We start from the raw sequence: 17,857 nt of genomic DNA on the forward strand, positions 1-17,857 counted from the left end.
AGACGCAGCAACGAAACGGAGGGTCTTGAAACTATCCTCCTGGATTCGGTCTCAAGCGACTCCGTTGCGCGCGAGGAAGTCGAGGCTGATGTCGGCGAGGCTCTCGGGGTCCTCGAACATCGGGTAGTGGCCCATCTCGTCGCCGACGATGAACTCGCCGTGTTCGTCGGGGACGTCCGCTATGGTGCTCTCCATGACGTCGTCGGGAACGTAGTAGTCGGCCTCCCCTTTGAACAACATGAACGGGCACGAGATGTCGCTCAGTTTGTCTCGGACGTCGTGGTTGACCCAGCACTCCAGGTCGCCCGTAGCGACCTCCTGCGGCGCGTACCGGTGCATCCACCGCGTCTCCGTGACTTTCTCCTCGGAGACGGGACGGTACATCGACTGCTCGGCAGCCCGCTCCATGATGTCCCGCCAACCGGGACAGGCGTGGGGATGTTCGTACGTGTTGACGTCGGGGAACGTCGGCGTGTGTGCCGCCCCTTCGAGCGCGAGTGCGGCCTCGATGTCGTCGGAGTAGTGACACGCCATGTCGGTCACCATGTTGCCGCCGATAGAACAGCCCATGACGATGGGCTCTTGCTCACAGACCTCCTGTATGATGTCCCAGGTGAACGCCGAGTACTCGCGCATCTGCCGGAACGGCCCCCAGTCGACGGGGTAGGACTTCCCGTGTCCCGGAAGGTCGACCGCGATGGCTCGATAGCCGGCGTCGGCGATGAGCGGCAACAGCTCGTAGTACTCTATCGAGCAGGCCCCTGCGGTGTGAATACAGAAGAACGGTGGTCCCTGGCCGGTCTCCTCGTAGTAGATTCTCGTTCCGTCGACGTCCACGTAGTGTCCGGTGAGTTCACTCATGCTTCGACCTCCCCGACGAGAGTCTCGCCCGTCACCTCGGCCATCCGCACGATTGCTTCGTGCATCCGGTTGGCCTCAAGCAGGTTCCCGTCGATGGTTATCTCGCCCGTACTGTACGCCTTCCAAAAGGGCATCTCGGCGTCGTGAACCTGCTGCCACGCCTCCGCAGAGCCCGAAATCACGACGTCGTACCCCAGGGGGTTCGACATTGGCTCGTACCGCATCGTGTCGATAATCTCGCCGCCGTACAACTTCAGCCAGAACCGCTCCTCACCTGCCTCCAGCACCACGTTGACATCCGACCACTCGGCGGCCTCGTTGAATTGGTCGTCGTCGTTGCACTGCTCCTGTATCTGGTCGACCCAGTCTTTGGATGGTATTTCCATACCATCATGAACGTTAACGTCTACCAAATTAATTCTTACGTCTACCTCTAGATATATTCCGCGCGCCGGATTCGGTCGTTCAGTTCGGCACGGCGGACGGGTCTCGGCGCGGTATCGGCACGCTTCGGCACGACGCTACTGTTTTGGTTCTCCGGTTTCGATAGGGTGACGAGTAATGGTTCACGCAGTTCGCATGCCGATGATGGGCAACACGATGGAGACCGGCCTTCTCGTCGGGTGGCGCGTCGACGAGGGGGACGAAATAACGGACGGAACGGTCCTGGCGGAGGTCGAATCCGAGAAGGCCTCCACGGATATCGAGGCGAGCCAGGACGGGTCGCTCGCCCGCGTCGACGTTGAGGAAGGGGAGGAAGTCCCGCCCGGCACTGTGCTGGGAGTCGTCCTCGGCCCCGACGAGAGTCTGGAGGATGCTCCCGAACCGCGCAGTCGCGTCGACACCGAAGCCGACGCGGAGGCTGGAGCGGGCGACAGCGGCGGAGCCGAAACCGAACCCGCGACGGAACCGGCAACAGGGGGCGGCGAGAACACGACGTCGGCGTCCGAAGCCGGTGGTGAAAAACCCCGTGCGGCCCCGGGCGCACGAGAGTTGGCCGACGAACACGGCGTCGACCTCGACGCAGTCGAGGGGACCGGTCCCGAGGGTGCGATTCTCCGGGCCGACGTTTCGGACCACCTCGGAGGAGTCGACGACGACGAGGGAGGTGCGACGTCGACACAGGGATTCACGAGTCCGAGCACGCGACGACTGGCACGGGAACTCGGGGTTACAATCGGGGAGATAGATGGGAGTGGCATCGGTGGACGTGTCACCGAATCAGACGTGCGGGCGGCGGCCGGAGCGGTGAAGCCGGTCTCTAGAAACGGCGTGCGACCGACCGCCGGCGAGACCTCGGATACGACAGCGTCGACGGACATGACGGACCCGGCCCGCCTCGGGGTGACGGTCACCGAGGAACGACCGCTCTCCGGGATGCGACGGACCATCGCCGACCGGATGGCCCGGTCGGCCAAGCAGGCGCCCCACGTCACGTTGAATCGAGACGTCACGGTGGAGCGTGCGTTCGAAACTGCCGAGGAACTCGGGAACGAGGCCGGCGCGGCTGTCGGATTCACCGACCTGCTGGTCGGGGCGGCGGTTCGTGCGCTCGATGCGTCCCCGGAGTTCAACGCCTGGTTCGAGGACGAGACCGTGCGGCACGTCGCCGAGCGGAACGTGGCCGTCGCCGTCGACACCGAGAACGGCCTCGTGACACCGGTGATACGTTCGGCCGACGACCGGACGCTCCGGGATATCGCCGCCGAGCGACAGCGGCTCACCGACGCCGTCCTCGACGGGACTCACGGGATGGACGACCTCCAAGGTGGAACGTTCACCATCACCAATCTCGGTATGTTCGGCGTGGACTCGTTCGACCCGATAATCAACCCACCACAGGTTGCCATCCTCGGGGTCGGACGGGTCAGAGAGCGCGACGGGACGCGCACGTGTACGCTCTCACTGTCGTTCGACCACCGCGTGGTCGACGGGGCGGACGCTGCGCGGTTCCTCGAGACACTGACTGAGGGTGTCGAGGCTCCGTCGTTGGTCGTCGCCGACCGGTCGGCGGGCCAGAGTGACCGCGAACGCGAGGAACCGGCCGCCGAGGCTGGCGGCGAAACTATCGCCGCCGCAGTCAGGCGCGACGTAGAAGCCCGTGCGAACGAGATTGCCGCTACCCACGGCTGGCCAGTCCCGGAGTTCGACGTGCGTATCAACGGTGGGCGTCCGGAAGTCACGCTGGATGCAGCCGAGAACGCGTCACCGGCGGCGATGAAACGTCTCGCCTACGCCGCCTGTCGGGAGTCGACGTACGCGGATACGATCACAGATCTCCGAGACCCCGAGATAGAGGTGCTGAGCGCGTAATCGACGGCGGTATCTGATTGTTCGGCGACGAAAATACTATACATCACCAGTATAATATAGTACTGATGGATTTCGCGCTCTCCGAAGAGCAGCGGATGATGCAACGACTGACAGAAGACATCTCCTCGGACTACGACTTGGACTACTGGCGAGACAAAGACGACGCCGAGGAGTTTCCCCACGAGATCTGGAACGACCTGGCCGAGGCGGGCTTTGCCGGGTTGACAGTGCCACAGGAGTACGGCGGTGAAGGGCTCGGCATGGAGGAGGTCACAACGGTTGGCCTGGCGCTCGGGCGCAACGGTGGTGGCGTCAGCGGCCCGAATCTGCTCACCCTCGGCCCGGTGTTTGGCGGCATTTCGCTCAACGAGCACGCAAACGAGGCACAGAAAGAGCGATGGCTGCCGGAGATCGCGGACGGCGCTATCGTCTCGCTGGGATTGACCGAACCGGACGCCGGGCTCGATACGGCTGGAATCAAGACGACCGCGGAGAAAGACGGTGACGAGTACGTTCTCGACGGAACGAAGATCTGGACGACGGGCGCACACGTCTCGGACTACATCGTGACGCTGGCTCGAACCTCACCGATGGAAGAGGGAGCACGGCACGGCGGTATCTCGCTGTTCATGGTTCCCTCTGATACGGACGGTATCACGACGAACAAGATCGATAAACTGAGTATGCGGTGCTTAGGGTCCTGTGAAGTCGTCTTCGACGGTGCACGGGTTTCCGAGGAGAATCTGCTGGGCAAGGAGGACAAAGGCTTCTATCACCTTCTCGGAACGCTGAACACGGAGCGCATCATCTGGGCGGCGATTCCGCTCGCGGCCGGTGAACTCGCACTCGACCTGGCAGTCGATTACGCGAAAGAACGCGAAGCGTTCGAGCGGCCGATCGGCCAAAATCAGGGCGTCCAGTTCCCGCTGGCCGAGTCGAAGATGGAGCTGGAGACGGCGAAGCTCATGATATACAAGGCGGCGACGCTGTACGACGAAGGCGAAGACTGTTCGATGGAGGCAAACGCCGCGAAGTTCATGGGTGCCCGCGCAGGTTTCAACGCCTGTGACCAGGCCATTCAGACCCACGGTGGCATGGGTTTTGCCGACGAATACCACGTCGAGCGACTTTACCGCGACGCGCGACTCGCGCGGGTCGCACCGGTCAGTGACGAGCTGGTGAAGTCGTTCGTCAGTACGGACGTCCTCGGCCTCCCGCGGTCCTACTGACGAGCGGGGAGCGTCCCGGGCGACCGCCCCGGCTAGTCGCGTTGGCGTTCCGGGCGGACGCTGGCGTCGGAGGAAGATATAATTGCTCTCGCACGAGAAGACGAATCATGCGTGCTGCAGCGTTCACTGCTCTTGGCGGACCGTCGGGTGTCGAAGTCATCGAACTATCCGCGCCGACGCCGGGCGACGGACAGGCGGTGGTCGACGTGGCCGGCGCATCGGTAAACAGACACGACCTCCTGTATCTGCAGGGTGACTTTCGATTACAGGAGCGTCACCTGCCGTTCGTCTCCGGCGTCGACGTGTCGGGAATCGTCCGCGATGTCGGCGACGGCGTTGAGGGCGTCGAACCGGGCGACCGCGTCGTTTTGAACCCGATGCAGACCTGTGGCTCGTGCCGAGACTGTCGGGACGGGCCGGAGAATCTCTGCGAGGAGTACAGCCTCTTCCACGGCGGCTTCGCCGAACAGGCCGTGGTCGACGCCGACCGCCTGGTGTCGGTTCCAGACGACGTCGACCTCGTCACGGCAGCCGCGCTTCCGGTCACCTACATGACCGCCTGGCACATGCTTCGCCGGGCAGACGTCGACGCCGGTGACACTGTGCTCATCCCCGGCGCGACCGGGGGTGTCGGCGTGGCCTCGACGCAGTTGACGGACGCTATGGGTATCCGGTCGGTCTGTACGTCCTCGTCACCAGAGAAACTCGACCAGCTCTCGACGTTCGGTGCAGACGAACTCCTCGAAGCCGCCGACGCGGACGCTCTGGGGGAGCAACTCGACGGACACGAGCCGGTCGACGCGGTTCTCAACCACCTCGCCGGGCCGTTCACCGACGTGTGTCTGTCTGCACTCCGCCGGAATGGCCGGATGGTAATCTGCGGTCGGACGGCGGAGAAGTTCTCCGAAATCGACACCCAAGACCTCTTTCTCGGGCACAAACGGATCGTCGGGAGTACGATGGGAACACAGGCCGACCTCGAACGGATGGTCGGTCTCTGTGAGGCGGGTGCTATCGCGCCATCGGTCCACGAGACGTACAGTTTCGACGATGCCGGTCAGGCGTTTGCGGATATGCAGAACCGGGACGTGGTCGGGAATCTCGTCGTGACGCCCCCGTAACCTGTGTCCTGTGTCGCCGTCCGGCAGCGAAGCGGTCTGTGCAGTCCACCCATGGGGAAGTATTAACTTAGCATGTTGCAAAGGTATCGAGGATGTCATCTAGTTACGACACAGTGGCTGTCGAGGAAGAGGGAGATATCGGGACAGTCCGTCTCACCCGTCCGGAGGCAATGAACGCGGTCAATACGAACGTCCTGATCGAACTCGCCGACGCCATCGAAACGGTCTCCAATGAGGCTGGCGTCGTCGTCCTCACCGGCGCAGGCGACGACGCGTTCATCGGTGGGGGGGATATCAAGGAGTTCCAGGATCAGTCCGGTGTCTGGTTCCGTGGGGAGTTTCGCGAGGCCATGACGGACCTCGAGAGCGCAATCGAGGGCAGTCATGTGCCGGTCGTCGCCGCGATTAACGGGGTGGCGTTGGGTGGCGGGACCGAGATCGCACTGATGTGTGACCTCATCGTCGCCACCGAGAGTGCCACGTTCGGCCTCCCGGAGATCGGCCTGGGGCTGATTCCGGGCGCTGGGGGGACCCAGCGACTCGCACACCTCGTTGGCTATCTGAAGGCAAAGGAGCTCGTGTTGACCGGGAAGCATATTTCGGCTGCGGAGGCTGCCGACATCGGCCTCGCCAACGAGGTCGTCGCCGACGCGGAGTTCGACGACAGAATCGAGGCGTTGGCGAGCGACCTCGCCGACGGACCGCCGACCGCCCAGTGGTTCGCGAAGAAGTCGATCAACGAGACACGGGCACAGCTAGAGTCCGGGCTGGAACTGGAAGCCGCGTTGGCCGGACTGTTGTTCGAGACCGAGGACAAGGAGGAGGGGCTGGAGGCGTTCGTCAAGAACCGGGACCCGTCGTTCGGTGAGTGAGGAGAGAGGACATAGCTTTTTTATTGTTGCCTTCGAGAGTTCTCACCATGCCAAATGTGGTAGCGGAGCACGCAGACCGATTGGTCGACCAGTTCCGGGAGATGGTCCTCGTACGTGAGTTCGAGACGCGGGTGAGTTCACTGTTCGAGGATAACGAACTCCCAGGGTTCGTCCATCTCTACATCGGTCAGGAGGCGATAGCCACCGGCGCCTGCTGGGGACTGAAAGACGACGATTACATCACGAGTACCCACCGAGGCCACGGTCACTCGATAGCGAAGGGGCTCGACCCCGACCGGATGATGGCCGAGTTGTTCGGCAAAGAGACAGGATACTGTGGCGGAAAAAGCGGGAGCATGCATATTGCGGACGTCGATCAGGGGATGCTCGGTGCCAACGGTATCGTCGGAGCCGGGCCATCGCTGGCGGTCGGTGCTGGCCTGTCTATCCAGCAAAACGACGAGGATCGGGTCTGTCTGTCCTTTTTCGGCGAGGGAGCGATGGCAGAAGGGGTCGTTCACGAGTCGATGAACCTCGCAGGTGTCCAGGACCTCCCGGTCGTCTTCGTCTGTGAGAACAACCAGTACGGGGAGATGACGCCCGCACAAGACCAACACAGCGTCGAGGGGTTCGAGGCCCGGGGGGACGTGTACGACATGCCGGCAGAGACTGTCGACGGGATGTCCGTCCAGTCGGTCCACGACGCGGCGACAAGGGCGACCGAGCGGGCACGGAACGGTGGTGGACCGTCCCTGTTGATCTGCGAGACCTACCGCTATCACGGCCATTACGAAGGCGACCCGATGGTCTATCGGACCGAGGCCGAAGTCGAGGAGTGGCGAGAGCGGGACCCGGTCGACACCCTCGAATCGTCGCTCCTCGAGAGCGGTCACGTCGACGGTGACGACGTGGCGGCGATACGAGCCGAGGCCAGCGAGAGAATCGACGAGGCCGTCGAGTTCGCCCGTGCGAGTGAGTATCCCGACCCGGAATCCGCGTTCGAGGGTGTCTACTCGGAGGAGCTGTAATCTATGCCGGAAAAATCGATGCGGAACGCGATAAACGACGCGCTGTCCGAGGAGATGCAGCGCGACGACTCGACGTATCTCATCGGGCAGGATGTGGGGGAGCCTGGAGGGAGTTTCGCCGTCACCAGAGGGCTGTACGACGAGTTCGAGGAGGGCAGGGTCATCGACACGCCGATAAGCGAAGCCGCCATCGTCGGCAGCAGTGCCGGTGCGGGAATGACCGGCTCTCGGCCCATCGCCGAGATTATGTACGCCGATTTCATGGGGTTGGCAGCAGACCAGGTGATGAACCAGGCGGGACTGTTCAAGTACATGTTCGGCGGTGACGTGACCGTTCCAATCACGATTCGGACGGTCAATGGTGGCCCCGGTGCCAACGCAGCAGCCCAGCACTCGAAGAGCCTCCACGGATTGTTCATGCACATGCCAGGTGTCCGCGTCGTTCTCGCGAGTACGCCTCACGACTCCAAGGGGCTGCTGAAGAGCGCGATCCGGTGTGACGACCCGGTCGTGTTCTTCGAGCATATGGAACTGTACAATCGGGAGGCCGAGGTCCCAGAAAAGTCGTACAAGATCCCCCTCGGCGAAGCGGATGTCGAACGGGAGGGGGACGACGTGACCGTCGTGGCGACCCAGAAGATGTTCTACCACGCACGCGACGTGGCCGAGCAGTTAGCCGGTGAGATCAGCGTCGAACTGATCAACCCGCGGACTGTCAAACCGCTCGATACCGAAACCCTGGTCGAGAGCGCCAAGAAAACCGGCCGTGTCGTCGTCGCCGACGAGTCGGTGGTCCAGAACGGGCCTGCCTCGTACATCGCGGAACGCATCCAGCAGGAAGCGTTCTACCATCTGGAGGCTCCCGTCGAGGTCGTCGGCGTCGACGATACTCCGATACCGTTCTCGCCACCACTCACCGAAGCGGTCGTGCCCGACGACGAGGACATCGAAACAGCGATCCGCGACATGCCAAGAGTATGAGTCTGGAAGACCGAATCACGCGGCTCGAGCACCGGGAAGCGATCAAACAACTACGCGCCGAATACTGCTACCGCGTCGACGCGCGTGACTGGGACGGATACGCCGAGTTGTTCACCGCGGACGCACACCTCGACTTCGGCCCAGTCGGGACGTTCGATGGACGGGACGAAGTCCGCCACTTCGTCGAACACGTCGTCGGTGAGGAGCATCCGTTTCTGGCTCACATGATCCACAATCCGATCATCGAGGTGGACGGCGAGTCGGGGACGGGGCGGTGGTACTTCGAGGTCCCGTGTACGTTCGCCGATGGTTCGGCGGGCTGGATCCAGGGACAGTACCACGACGTCTACGAACTCGTCGGGGATACCTGGCGGTTCGCCGAGATGGTCGCCGATTTCAATTACTTCGCCGAGTACGACGAGGGATGGGCGGAAATCGTCGGCGACGACTAGTCGTAGTTCATCAGCACCTCGACGATGTTCGCCGATCGCATCAGCAGATCGGGGATGTCCTCGCGGAACAGTTCGTCGTCGATGCGGTTGGTCGGACCGTAGATCGCTAACGACCCCCGGACACGACCACCGCGGTCGATAACCGGAGCCGCGACCGACCGCATGCCCATTAGCCGTTCCTCGTCGTCTAAGGCGTACTTTCGCTCCCGGATCTCGGCCAGTTCCGCCCGGAGGTCGTCCCGGTCGGTGATCGTGTTCTCCGTGCGCTCGACGAGTCCATGAGTCTCGACTATCTCCGAAACCCTGTCCTCGCCGAGATGAGCGAAAATCGCCTTGCCCGGGGCCGCCGTGTGCATTTTCATTACGATTCCGTTGTATATGTTGACCGGAATCGCTTCGTCTCCCTCCTCGGTGGCGATGATCACCGCTTTCCCGTGTTCCTCGACGGTGAGACTCGCGTGCTCGCCCGTCTCGTTCGCCAGTCGCTGGAGCTCTTCGCCGGCCGATTGATATATTTCCAGCCGCTGGCGAGCAACGTCACCCATCCTGAGAAAGTCTGAACTGATCTGATACGACCCGTCACGTTCGACGAGATAGCCCAGTTCGTGCAGGGTGACGAGATGGTCGTAAACCGTACTTTTCGGTCGCTCCGTCGACGACGCCAGCTCCGAGATACTCATACCGTCCCGGGCGGCGAGCGTCTCGAGGATATCGAACGCCGTCCGGAGAGAGTTGACGGGGAGGTTTTCTGCCATACCACTGCATCGAACCAACTACATAAAAATTTTCCGGCATTACCGGAAATCAGATTTTGGCCCCAAAATCAAATTTTTGTTTGATTATTCGGTTGATATCTGTTTTCATGTTTCCAGAAATGCGCCCGAGTTGGACATGTCTATCGGTCGTGGCATACGTTCACATCTCTTACGGGGAGCGTACTGCTCGGCATCACCGGACAGTCGATAGCGAACGTCCGCTTCGGACTCTCGGGGAATCCGGGACAAAGTATTCCAGTTCTGCCGATAAAGTATGTAGTATTCACAGTTATCGAGTTTAACTGTAAAACATTTTTAGTTGTAACCGCGCGCCGTCTAAATATCAGTACAGATATAACACTATCTATTATGAATTCATCTGGCATGACCGGACACTGTCCGACGGATGACGATCGGTCTTCGAGACATCACGATGGCGCTACGGCCCTGCCGACCGCTTGAACAGGATTGTCTCGTGGAGTGCGGAGTCGCCACCGGCCGCTGGACGCGCCCGGGCGTTGTGATGCCGTGTTCGGTCGTCGGGAACGGTGCCGAGCGTGACCGGGCCGCATACCTCGTTCCAAGGTCTGAGGCCTGCGCGAGTCCGCGTCGCGGTCGAGCGTGTCGAGTGTCAGTGTCGCGATGGGCTGCAGGGGTTCCCGAGAGGTGTGGTCGGACCGACTACCGAGAGTCGCCGAAAGAATAACATCGTTAGTAATGTTATCTCTGCGCCCCGATAGTACGCGAGACTGGTCGTCTCACGCCCGTTGTCGGCTCCACACGCCGCGGTAGACAGCCTCAACGGACACCGTTCGACCGAACGAGCAGGGCATCGGTGCATCGGTAGGGGGAGTTCCCGTGGCCGTCGGAGGCAGAATGTGGTAGGTCGTCGTCGGAGTGCAGAGAGAGTCCAATCGTGAAACGGGCTTCGGAACTACGGTTCAGTGTGCCCGCGAGAATGCGGGCCGACCGGTCCGCGTTACCCGTCAAGAGGGTTCGTCGTCGCCAGTTACGGGTCGGTGACACGTCAAAACTGGGTGGCGAATTTGGGACAGGTCGAACCGCTCTGCTCGCGCGGGCTTACGAATCGAAGATCGTGTCCGTCGGTCGCAGTCGGTGGAGGTGAGAAGCCGGCCACAGTCGTCTCAACGTAACAATAATACGTTTGTTATTTTCGATGGGTGAGACGGGACAGTGGTCGGGCTCTCCGGACCGACGAGATATCCCCCGGTTTTAAGATTCGACTGGGTGTAACTCTGTACGAACGATGAACTCAGGAACGGACGACGAGGAGAGTAGGACGGTGGACAGCAAAGTCGCCCGTCTGATCGACAGCTACGACCTCGGCGGGGCGTACGGCGACCGCCTCGAAGCGCTCTGGACTGCAGACGGGGGCGAACGCGAGAGCCTCAGGACGTTGGCTGACCGGTTCAATAAGCGGTTGCTCGAAGTCGCGGTCACGGACGCCGGGATGTCGACGGTCGACGGTGAGATTACAAACATCTATCGACTGTTGACCGACGAGGAGGTAAGCAGCGGTAACCGAATCGAGGCGCGAAGACGCCTCGAACAGCACGGCATCGATGTCGACGCACTCACTCAGGATTTCGTCACCTATCAGGCGATCCGCAGCTTCCTCAAGGAGTATCGCGGGGCCCAGTACGAGGACGAGAGCCAGACGGACCGTACAGGGGGCGTGGTCGACACGGTTCAGCGGCTGAAATCGCGCACCCGCTCGGTGGCCGAAACGAGTCTCGAACAACTCCGGGGAGCCGACCGGATCGCACTCGGTGAGTTTCGACTGTTCATCGATGTCGGCGTCCACTGTGAGGAGTGTAACTCCCAGTACGAGTTCGTTGAGTTGGTAGAGCGGCGCGGCTGTGATTGTCGGTCGGAGTAACGCAGTTCTATATGTCGGTCACTCGATTGTACTCGTCGGAGAGTGCCTGTGCGTCTTCCGGGAGTAGTGCGACGACGAGAAACTGCACGTAGTCCGAGAAGTACGCGATGAGGTCAGCCAGTCGGTTCGCGTCGATGGCTTCGAGCGAGTCCAGCAGCATGAACGGCACTGTTTCGTGGACGTCGTGTGCCAGATAGCCAGCCAGTGCAAACGTCAGCCCTGTTACCTCGCGTTCGCTCTCCGAGAGGTGGTCGGTCGTGTCCTCGTACGTCGCCCCGGACTCGGTGGTTCGCACGACGTGGAGCTCGAACACTGTCTTCTCGACGTTACGCCGCCCCTCCCTGACTGTCTTCTCGATTCGGTCGATCCAGATGCGAGCGAGGTTCTGGTAGCCGAGCAGTTCCAGCACCTCGTCCATGTGACTGTTGAACTCCTCGATAGCCTGCTGCTCGATCCGGTCGATACGCGTCCGCTGTGTCTCGAGTTCGGCGCTGAGCTCCTCGCGCTCCGTTTGCAGGTCCGCCCGTTCGTTCAGTCGGTCTTCGATAGTCGCGATGCGGTCGACCACCTCGTCGAGTTCGGACTCTAACCGGCCCAGTTCGAACTCCAACTGGTTGGCCTCCCTGTGCAGGTCGAGTATCTCCGAGAAGTCGTCGGCTTCAAGTGACTCCACCTCCGCTTCGACCGTTTTGACCTCTTCGCTGAGGTCGTCACGCCGGTCCCGGAGGTCCGCGAGCCGCGTCTCGCGTTGTTCGATTTCGGCTTCGAGGTCTTCGATCTCCTCGTCGAGCGAGTCTCGCTGGCGTTGCTGTTTCTCCCGCTCACGCTTGTCGGCACGCAGCTCCTCGAGTTCGTCTTCGATCTCGCGAATCTCACCCATTTGTTCCTGTCGGACCGTCCGGAGCGTGTCCAGCGTGGCCTCGATACGTTCGGGGTCGACCTCGCTCCCGCAGGTCCAGCAGGTCGTCGTCTCGGATTCGAGCAGTTGACCCGTCAGATCCTCGTTCGAGTCGTCTCCGGCCGTGAGCGCGTCGCCGACGTCTGTTTCTTCGCCGTCGAGCAGCTCCTCGTTGAATTGGATTATGTCCTGGAGATTGCTGACTTCGGATTCGAGCGCCCGTTTGCGCTCGCGTAGGCGGGAAATCTGGCGGTCGAACTCCTCCCGGTCGCCCATCGGCGTGTCGGGTAGTTCCTCGCGTTCCGCCCTGCGGTCGGCTAGCTCGCTGTTGACTGACGCGATGCTTTCTTCCTGCACGTCGATGTCGGACCGGACGGATTCGAGGTCCGACCGAAGCTCTCGCAGGTCTTCGAGTCGGGATTCGAGTTCCTGTTTCTCCGCACGGGTCTCGTCGACGTCCGCGTCGGCCGACTCAATCTCGTTTTCTTTGGCTGCGAGTTCCTCGCGTTTTTGTTCGATCTCCGCCTGCAGTTCCTGCTTGCGCTCCGTGAGCGGTGGGAGGTCCTCTTTGAGCGTCTCGAGTTCCGCGAGTCGCTCGTCGATCTCGTCTCGCTGGCGGTCGAGCCGTTCGATTTTTGTCTGGATTTCGTCGGTGTCCACAGGCCGCATGATGAGTTCCCGCAGGTCACGCTGCCGGACCACTGCCTGACGGGCCTCGTTCGATTCGAGCAGGAAGGCAAAGAGGTCGGCGAGCGTAGCGTCTTCGAGGTACGGATCGCCGCCGAGCACGGTAGAGCCGTTCGCGCGTCGGAGTGTCCGGCGAAACGTCTGACCGTCGACAGTGAGTTCCGCCACCCCCTCGTCGGCGTCGCCTTTGAGCGTCACTTCGTCACTCCCGATCGCGGCCATAATCGACTGCAGGAAGGACGTGCGGTTCGTCGCGTTCTGTCCGGACAGGACTGTCACGCCCGGCGGAATGTCGACCGTCGCCTCGGTAATACCCCCGACGTTTTCCGCCGAAACCGTTGCCATTGAACTAGCGGAATTTACTTTTGACATAGTCGGTTGTTTCCGACGAACGAATAAATAAGTGATCATAGCGTCAGGTAGAAGTATTTGCTCGAATTTTACTGCGCTGAACGTCTCGAGGCCACTCCGTCGGAGGACGACCGAGGGTTGTATTTGGCTCGCTCGGAGAGAAGCCGTCGAGCCTGTTTCTGCCGGCGATTGCGTGTACGGCAAATCACAGCGACGGAGTGTGTCGGGTGACGAACTCAGCAGCGTCGCACGGCCCAGCGCTGGCCCAGGCGAGTGGACACGAGCGTGTGGGTCGAGCAGCCCCCTCGGTCGAGAATCAGAGGTCCAGAACAGTGCAGGGTATCCGTGAGATAGTATAATACGGCCGTACAGAGTTCGACACAGCGTCTGAAGAAGCGGAAGGAACGAATCGGCCTGAACAGTGGAGGGTGGAGCTATCGGGGCTCGCAATGTTCCGACTGTACGCGACAGTCAAACAGGACCGCCGGAGGTGGTGGTCAGTTCGCCCATTTAGGAAGCATACGGTATCGCCGAACACGGGAGACGAGGTTGCCACTGCGTGGGAACGCTCGACGGTTTCGCGACCGTGATCGTCGGTAGCGGCCATTGTTTCCGCGTCACGCATCAGTGACAGAACCGTCTGGGACGCGTTCACCGTCGCCGTCGTGACGATAGCGGTGCGTTCACCGGAATGCGTCCGGCCGGAGATGCCGTGAACGGTTCAGTCGGCGCTCGGCAGCCGATTTCTCCACTCGACGAGACAGCGAAGACAATCGACATTACCCGTGCCGAAGTCGACGCAGAGTGAGCAATTGTTTCTAATTGCTTCTCACACATCACGCCAGAGTTCGATGGATGTGGTCTCGTGGCATCGCTCGGGTTGACACTCCATCGTCCGGCGTCAGGGGGAACGATTGGTGCGGTCTGAGACGGTCGCAGCGACGTGCGAACACCGCGAGTCATCTGCGGACGCTCCGTCGAACTTTAGACGTTTACGTAGCGGCTGTACCGTCTGTGCACTAACTATAGCACTGGAAACTGTCGTCGAGGCGTCGACGGCCCGTTCCGGCCTCACACTGGTGAATTCGTCGTCTCGCAGGCAGCGTGAGTGCCGGTACCGGGGTGACGATGTACGGCGGGAACCCGAACAGTTAGTATCTCACAGTCGTAATATTATGCGATGCAGCGCGGTTCTGTCAGGAAAAGAATAGACAAAAACGACGGTCGTTCTCGTTTGCCCTGGAGCCACACTCCCGGCGGATGGGGTGGCGCGGAGTATCACGGGACTTCAGGTGGGTCTACGAGAACCCCCGTCGTGTTCGTTCACGGAAACCGGAGCGGGGCCGATACATGGCGGACCCACGCCGAGGATCTCCTCGCGACTGGGACAACCGGTGATGATGTATGGGCGATCAACTTCAGTTCGAAAACGCCGTCGCACGACCAGATGGCCAGCGAACTGGAGGAGTTTGTTTCTGCTCTCCGCTCGTACACCGGTCGTGACGAAGTTGATATCGTCGCACACAGTCTCGGAGTCACTGGTGTCCGGTGGTGGATGGAGACACGTGGCGGTCACCGACACGTCCGCCGGTTCATCGGCATCGCCGGGGCGAACCACGGAATGAAGATCGCGACGGCAGCGGCTCGGCTCGGGGTTAGCAGCGGGCCGTTCGGCCCTGCACAGTTTCTCCGTGACGATTACAGTCGGTTCGCCGACCACCCACTCAAACGACTGAACAGGTCCCCGGAGGTCCCCGAGGACGTCACTGCGTTCACAGTTCTCGGAAAGCGCGACCGATTGTTTGCGGGCTCGAAACGCAGTCCGTTGTTGGCCAACGCCGAACGAAACGTCGCTCTCGACACCGGCCACTCGGGGAGTAAGAACTCCGCTCGTGCCAGAAAGCTGATTCTGTCGCTGTTGTGTCGTCCCGATTCGGAGTGAGTTCCGCTGCACTGACCGGCTCCGGGAGTTCGTCCGGTCGCGTCCCTCGTGCGAGATTTAAGATTCTGTGTTCGGCACGGGTATCGAAACCCGTCGTCGCTCGACTGTTTCGACACAGCCGGAGATTCGGAAACGCGTCAAGCGGGTGAATCGGACGAGGCCTGCGCAGAACGTATCGACACCGACCGGTCCGCGGTCAGGAGTGCCTACCCCGGGCGAGCGGACACACGCAGGACGACGACGAGGACGACACAGTGTGTGGGGGTCGTCCCATCGCTTCCACCGGTCGGTTCGGCGGTGTCCGAATGAATCACGCTCGCGGTCCGGTCCCCGTCACCGGGTGTCCGACAGCAGCGGGGGCGCGAGAATAAAAGCGCCGTCGTCCTCCCGGTCGAGCGCCCTGCTCGTCCGGAGGCGACACAGTGCCCGGGCCGTTGTTACGCAGACAGAAACAGTGATTCGCCGCCTAAGTGGACGGCTTCCGATTGTCGACAGTGTATGCGACCACCAGAGACGCTCCACGCGGACCGGTCTCCAGCCGACATCCCGGCGCACAGCCGACCAGTTACAGCCGCAGACGGGCGGGGAACGTCCGCCAGAGGTGAGCCGCCATGAGGGGGCGACAGGTCGCCGCGCTTGCGCTGATCGCCCTTCTGTTGATGCCCGGGCAGGCGGCAGGTGTCGTCACCGGGAGTCCGGAGATCGACGTGTCGCTGGCCGAGCAAACGGTCACGCCGGGGTCCGAGACCGAACTCACGGTCACACTGACCAACGAGGGGGACGTGGCCTCCGGCTCGGCTGCGAGCCCGTCACTCACGGACACGGTGACGACCGCCCGGAGCCTCGACGCGACGTTGGACGCCGACGGCGCGCCAGTGTCGGTCGAGACGGGGACCCGGAGTATCGGCAGTCTCCCGCGAGGTGAGCGGGCCGATCTCGGATACGACATCGTCGTCGCCGACGATGCTTCGCCGGGCACGTACACGCTCGAACTGGACGTGTCGTACCAGTACACGTCGAAGGTCGCCGAGACGACCGGCGCTCGCAGCGAGCGGACGGAGACGAGCGACTACGACGTGACGATCCGGGTCGACGGCCGGGCGCGGTTCGAGATTCTCTCGGTCCGGAGCGACGTGCAAGCCGGGTCGACCGGAACCGCCGACGTCCGAATGCGTAACACCGGGTCAGAGCCCGCGAACGCGACGCGGGTCGCCCTCGCGCCGAAGAACGCCGACGTGACCGTCGATGGGTCGTCCGTGAGCCGGCACGTCGGGACCTGGAAGCCCGGAGAGACGAAGACGCTCTCGTATCAGGTGACCGCCGCGCCAACGGCGGAACAGCAGCGATACGCGTTCACGACGACGGCGACGTTCGAGGACGCCGACGGGGTCACCCGGACCTCGGAGACGCTTCCACTCGCTGTGACACCGGCCCTGGGTCCAGCGTTCACCCTCTCGAACGTCTCGTCGACGCTCCAGGTCGGCGAGGAGGGGACGCTCGCCGGGACCGTCACCAACGACGGTGAGACGGTCGCACGGAACGCGGTCGTCCACCTCCGGACGGAGCGCCCAACCCTCGAACCGGTGTCCCGGGCCTACGCCGTCGGGACCCTCGCCGCTGGAGAGACCGCCGAGTTCGAGATCGACGCCGACGTCACGAGCAGCGCCGACGCCGGGCCACGGCAGTTCCGGTTCGCCGTCGACTACCACGACGCGGCCGGCGACAACCTGACGAGTGACGACCTGTTCGTCCGCCGGGACATCGCACCCGGTGGCGACGCCTTCGCGGTCGAATCGGTCGACGCGGTGTACGAGCGAGGCACGGGCGGCGAGTTGACCGTCCGGGTGACGAACACGGCCGGCGAGACGCTGTCGGCGGTCTCGGCAAAACTGTTCGCCGACGACCCGATTGCTGCCGACAGCAAGGAGGCGTTCGTCACGGAACTCGCGCCAGGCGAGTCGACGACAGTGACCTTCGAGGTCTCCGCAGGCGACGGCGCACTCACGAAGAACTACCCGGTCTCGGTCGACCTGCAGTACGAGGACGCCGACGGCGACACGCACGTCTCAGACTCACACAAGATCGCAGTCACGGTGACCGAACCCGAGTCGGACGACACCGACGGCGGCCCGCTCCCGTTCGTTGTCGGCGGCGTCGTGGTCGCCGGACTGGTCGGGGCCGGCGGCTACCGTCGGTTCCGGGGGTAACATGCACTACCAACGGGTCATCGACTGGATCGACACTCAGATTACGACTCGTCCGGGGAGTGTCATCCTCGCCTTCCTGCTGGTGACCGGTGTGTTCGTCGCCGGTCTCGGGAGTATCGAACAACAGACCGGCACGGACCAGTTCACCGACGACCTAGCGAGCCAGGAGGCGTTCGACGACATCAACCGGGAGTTCGGAGGGAGTTTCGGGTCGGACACGACGAGTACCAGGCTTTTTCAGGACGGCGAGAACGTGCTCT

The 17,857-nt window shown here is 62.2% G+C and carries 14 protein-coding genes and 1 pseudogene; 11 read left to right on the forward strand and 4 right to left on the reverse strand.

What is annotated here, in order from left to right; all coding sequences use genetic code 11:
• Positions 1 to 51 precede the first annotated feature (51 nt).
• Together Q0964_RS16145 and Q0964_RS16150 are read right to left on the reverse strand one after the other, a co-directional pair.
• A complete protein-coding gene (locus tag Q0964_RS16145) occupies positions 52 to 861 on the reverse strand; it encodes an alpha/beta fold hydrolase (protein ID WP_299269611.1) in 810 nt (269 codons plus the stop codon).
• Entirely contained in the window at positions 858 to 1,247 is a 390-nt protein-coding gene (locus tag Q0964_RS16150; protein ID WP_299269615.1) for a hypothetical protein, read from the reverse strand. Before Q0964_RS16150 ends, Q0964_RS16145 begins: the two co-directional genes overlap by 4 nt.
• Positions 1,248 to 1,422: 175 nt before the next feature.
• Here Q0964_RS16150 and Q0964_RS16155 point away from each other — a divergent pair, with 175 nt between their 5' ends.
• From Q0964_RS16155 to Q0964_RS16185, 7 genes are all read left to right on the forward strand, one after another.
• Positions 1,423 to 3,174, forward strand: coding sequence for a 2-oxo acid dehydrogenase subunit E2 (locus Q0964_RS16155; protein WP_299269617.1), 1,752 nt, complete (start codon positions 1,423 to 1,425; stop codon positions 3,172 to 3,174).
• A gap of 65 nt (positions 3,175 to 3,239) precedes the next feature.
• Complete coding sequence (locus Q0964_RS16160) at positions 3,240 to 4,403, forward strand: acyl-CoA dehydrogenase family protein (protein WP_299269620.1); 1,164 nt, start codon at positions 3,240 to 3,242, stop codon at positions 4,401 to 4,403.
• A gap of 107 nt (positions 4,404 to 4,510) precedes the next feature.
• Positions 4,511 to 5,524: an alcohol dehydrogenase catalytic domain-containing protein gene (locus Q0964_RS16165; protein ID WP_299269622.1), complete on the forward strand. Its 1,014-nt coding sequence runs from the start codon at positions 4,511 to 4,513 to the stop codon at positions 5,522 to 5,524.
• Between the two features lie 92 nt (positions 5,525 to 5,616).
• Positions 5,617 to 6,396 (forward strand): enoyl-CoA hydratase/isomerase family protein, encoded by a 780-nt coding sequence (locus Q0964_RS16170; RefSeq protein ID WP_299269625.1) that lies wholly within the window; start codon positions 5,617 to 5,619, stop codon positions 6,394 to 6,396.
• A gap of 47 nt (positions 6,397 to 6,443) precedes the next feature.
• Positions 6,444 to 7,424 (forward strand): thiamine pyrophosphate-dependent dehydrogenase E1 component subunit alpha, encoded by a 981-nt coding sequence (locus tag Q0964_RS16175; RefSeq protein WP_299269628.1) that lies wholly within the window; start codon positions 6,444 to 6,446, stop codon positions 7,422 to 7,424.
• 3 nt (positions 7,425 to 7,427) lie between these two features.
• Positions 7,428 to 8,405, forward strand: coding sequence for an alpha-ketoacid dehydrogenase subunit beta (locus tag Q0964_RS16180; protein ID WP_299269632.1), 978 nt, complete (start codon positions 7,428 to 7,430; stop codon positions 8,403 to 8,405).
• Positions 8,402 to 8,857: a nuclear transport factor 2 family protein gene (locus Q0964_RS16185; protein WP_299269635.1), complete on the forward strand. Its 456-nt coding sequence runs from the start codon at positions 8,402 to 8,404 to the stop codon at positions 8,855 to 8,857. Before Q0964_RS16180 ends, Q0964_RS16185 begins: the two co-directional genes overlap by 4 nt.
• Here Q0964_RS16185 and Q0964_RS16190 read toward each other — a convergent pair.
• Positions 8,854 to 9,612, reverse strand: coding sequence for an IclR family transcriptional regulator (locus Q0964_RS16190; RefSeq protein ID WP_299269638.1), 759 nt, complete (start codon positions 9,610 to 9,612; stop codon positions 8,854 to 8,856). The genes Q0964_RS16185 and Q0964_RS16190 overlap by 4 nt on opposite strands.
• Before the next feature lie 1,267 nt (positions 9,613 to 10,879).
• Here Q0964_RS16190 and rdfA point away from each other — a divergent pair.
• Positions 10,880 to 11,512, forward strand: a complete 633-nt coding sequence (rdfA, locus tag Q0964_RS16195) for a rod-determining factor RdfA (RefSeq protein WP_299269640.1) — start codon at positions 10,880 to 10,882, stop codon at positions 11,510 to 11,512.
• 7 nt (positions 11,513 to 11,519) lie between these two features.
• Here rdfA and Q0964_RS16200 read toward each other — a convergent pair whose 3' ends face one another.
• Entirely contained in the window at positions 11,520 to 13,469 is a 1,950-nt protein-coding gene (locus Q0964_RS16200) for an archaea-specific SMC-related protein (RefSeq protein WP_414652179.1), read from the reverse strand.
• A 1,159-nt stretch (positions 13,470 to 14,628) separates the two neighbouring features.
• Between Q0964_RS16200 and Q0964_RS16205 the strand changes: the two genes are divergently transcribed.
• The 3 genes and pseudogenes from Q0964_RS16205 to Q0964_RS16215 form a co-directional block, all read left to right on the forward strand.
• Entirely contained in the window at positions 14,629 to 15,390 is a 762-nt protein-coding gene (locus Q0964_RS16205; protein WP_299269646.1) for an esterase/lipase family protein, read from the forward strand.
• Between the two features lie 611 nt (positions 15,391 to 16,001).
• Positions 16,002 to 17,597 (forward strand): COG1361 S-layer family protein, encoded by a 1,596-nt coding sequence (locus Q0964_RS16210; protein ID WP_299269648.1) that lies wholly within the window; start codon positions 16,002 to 16,004, stop codon positions 17,595 to 17,597.
• Between the two features lies 1 nt (position 17,598).
• Positions 17,599 to 17,857, forward strand: a pseudogene (locus Q0964_RS16215) (efflux RND transporter permease subunit); the annotation flags it as partial.

The sequence above is a fragment of the Halorientalis sp. genome, from assembly GCF_028275115.1.
GTDB lineage: Archaea > Halobacteriota > Halobacteria > Halobacteriales > Haloarculaceae > Halorientalis.

Excerpts from the sequence above, each read along its gene's own strand:
- Q0964_RS16165 (WP_299269622.1), top strand. The coding sequence starts at position 4,511 with ATGCGTGCTGCAGCGTTCACTGCTCTTGGCGGACCGTCGGGTGTCGAA.
- Q0964_RS16155 (WP_299269617.1), top strand. The coding sequence starts at position 1,423 with ATGGTTCACGCAGTTCGCATGCCGATGATGGGCAACACGATGGAGACC.
- Q0964_RS16160 (WP_299269620.1), top strand. The coding sequence starts at position 3,240 with ATGGATTTCGCGCTCTCCGAAGAGCAGCGGATGATGCAACGACTGACA.
- Q0964_RS16205 (WP_299269646.1), top strand. The coding sequence starts at position 14,629 with ATGCAGCGCGGTTCTGTCAGGAAAAGAATAGACAAAAACGACGGTCGT.
- Q0964_RS16185 (WP_299269635.1), top strand. The coding sequence starts at position 8,402 with ATGAGTCTGGAAGACCGAATCACGCGGCTCGAGCACCGGGAAGCGATC.
- rdfA (WP_299269640.1), top strand. The coding sequence starts at position 10,880 with ATGAACTCAGGAACGGACGACGAGGAGAGTAGGACGGTGGACAGCAAA.
- Q0964_RS16145 (WP_299269611.1), bottom strand. The coding sequence starts at position 861 with ATGAGTGAACTCACCGGACACTACGTGGACGTCGACGGAACGAGAATC.
- Q0964_RS16170 (WP_299269625.1), top strand. The coding sequence starts at position 5,617 with ATGTCATCTAGTTACGACACAGTGGCTGTCGAGGAAGAGGGAGATATC.
- Q0964_RS16175 (WP_299269628.1), top strand. The coding sequence starts at position 6,444 with ATGCCAAATGTGGTAGCGGAGCACGCAGACCGATTGGTCGACCAGTTC.
- Q0964_RS16200 (WP_414652179.1), bottom strand. The coding sequence starts at position 13,469 with ATGTCAAAAGTAAATTCCGCTAGTTCAATGGCAACGGTTTCGGCGGAA.
- Q0964_RS16180 (WP_299269632.1), top strand. The coding sequence starts at position 7,428 with ATGCCGGAAAAATCGATGCGGAACGCGATAAACGACGCGCTGTCCGAG.
- Q0964_RS16210 (WP_299269648.1), top strand. The coding sequence starts at position 16,002 with ATGAGGGGGCGACAGGTCGCCGCGCTTGCGCTGATCGCCCTTCTGTTG.
- Q0964_RS16190 (WP_299269638.1), bottom strand. The coding sequence starts at position 9,612 with ATGGCAGAAAACCTCCCCGTCAACTCTCTCCGGACGGCGTTCGATATC.
- Q0964_RS16150 (WP_299269615.1), bottom strand. The coding sequence starts at position 1,247 with ATGGAAATACCATCCAAAGACTGGGTCGACCAGATACAGGAGCAGTGC.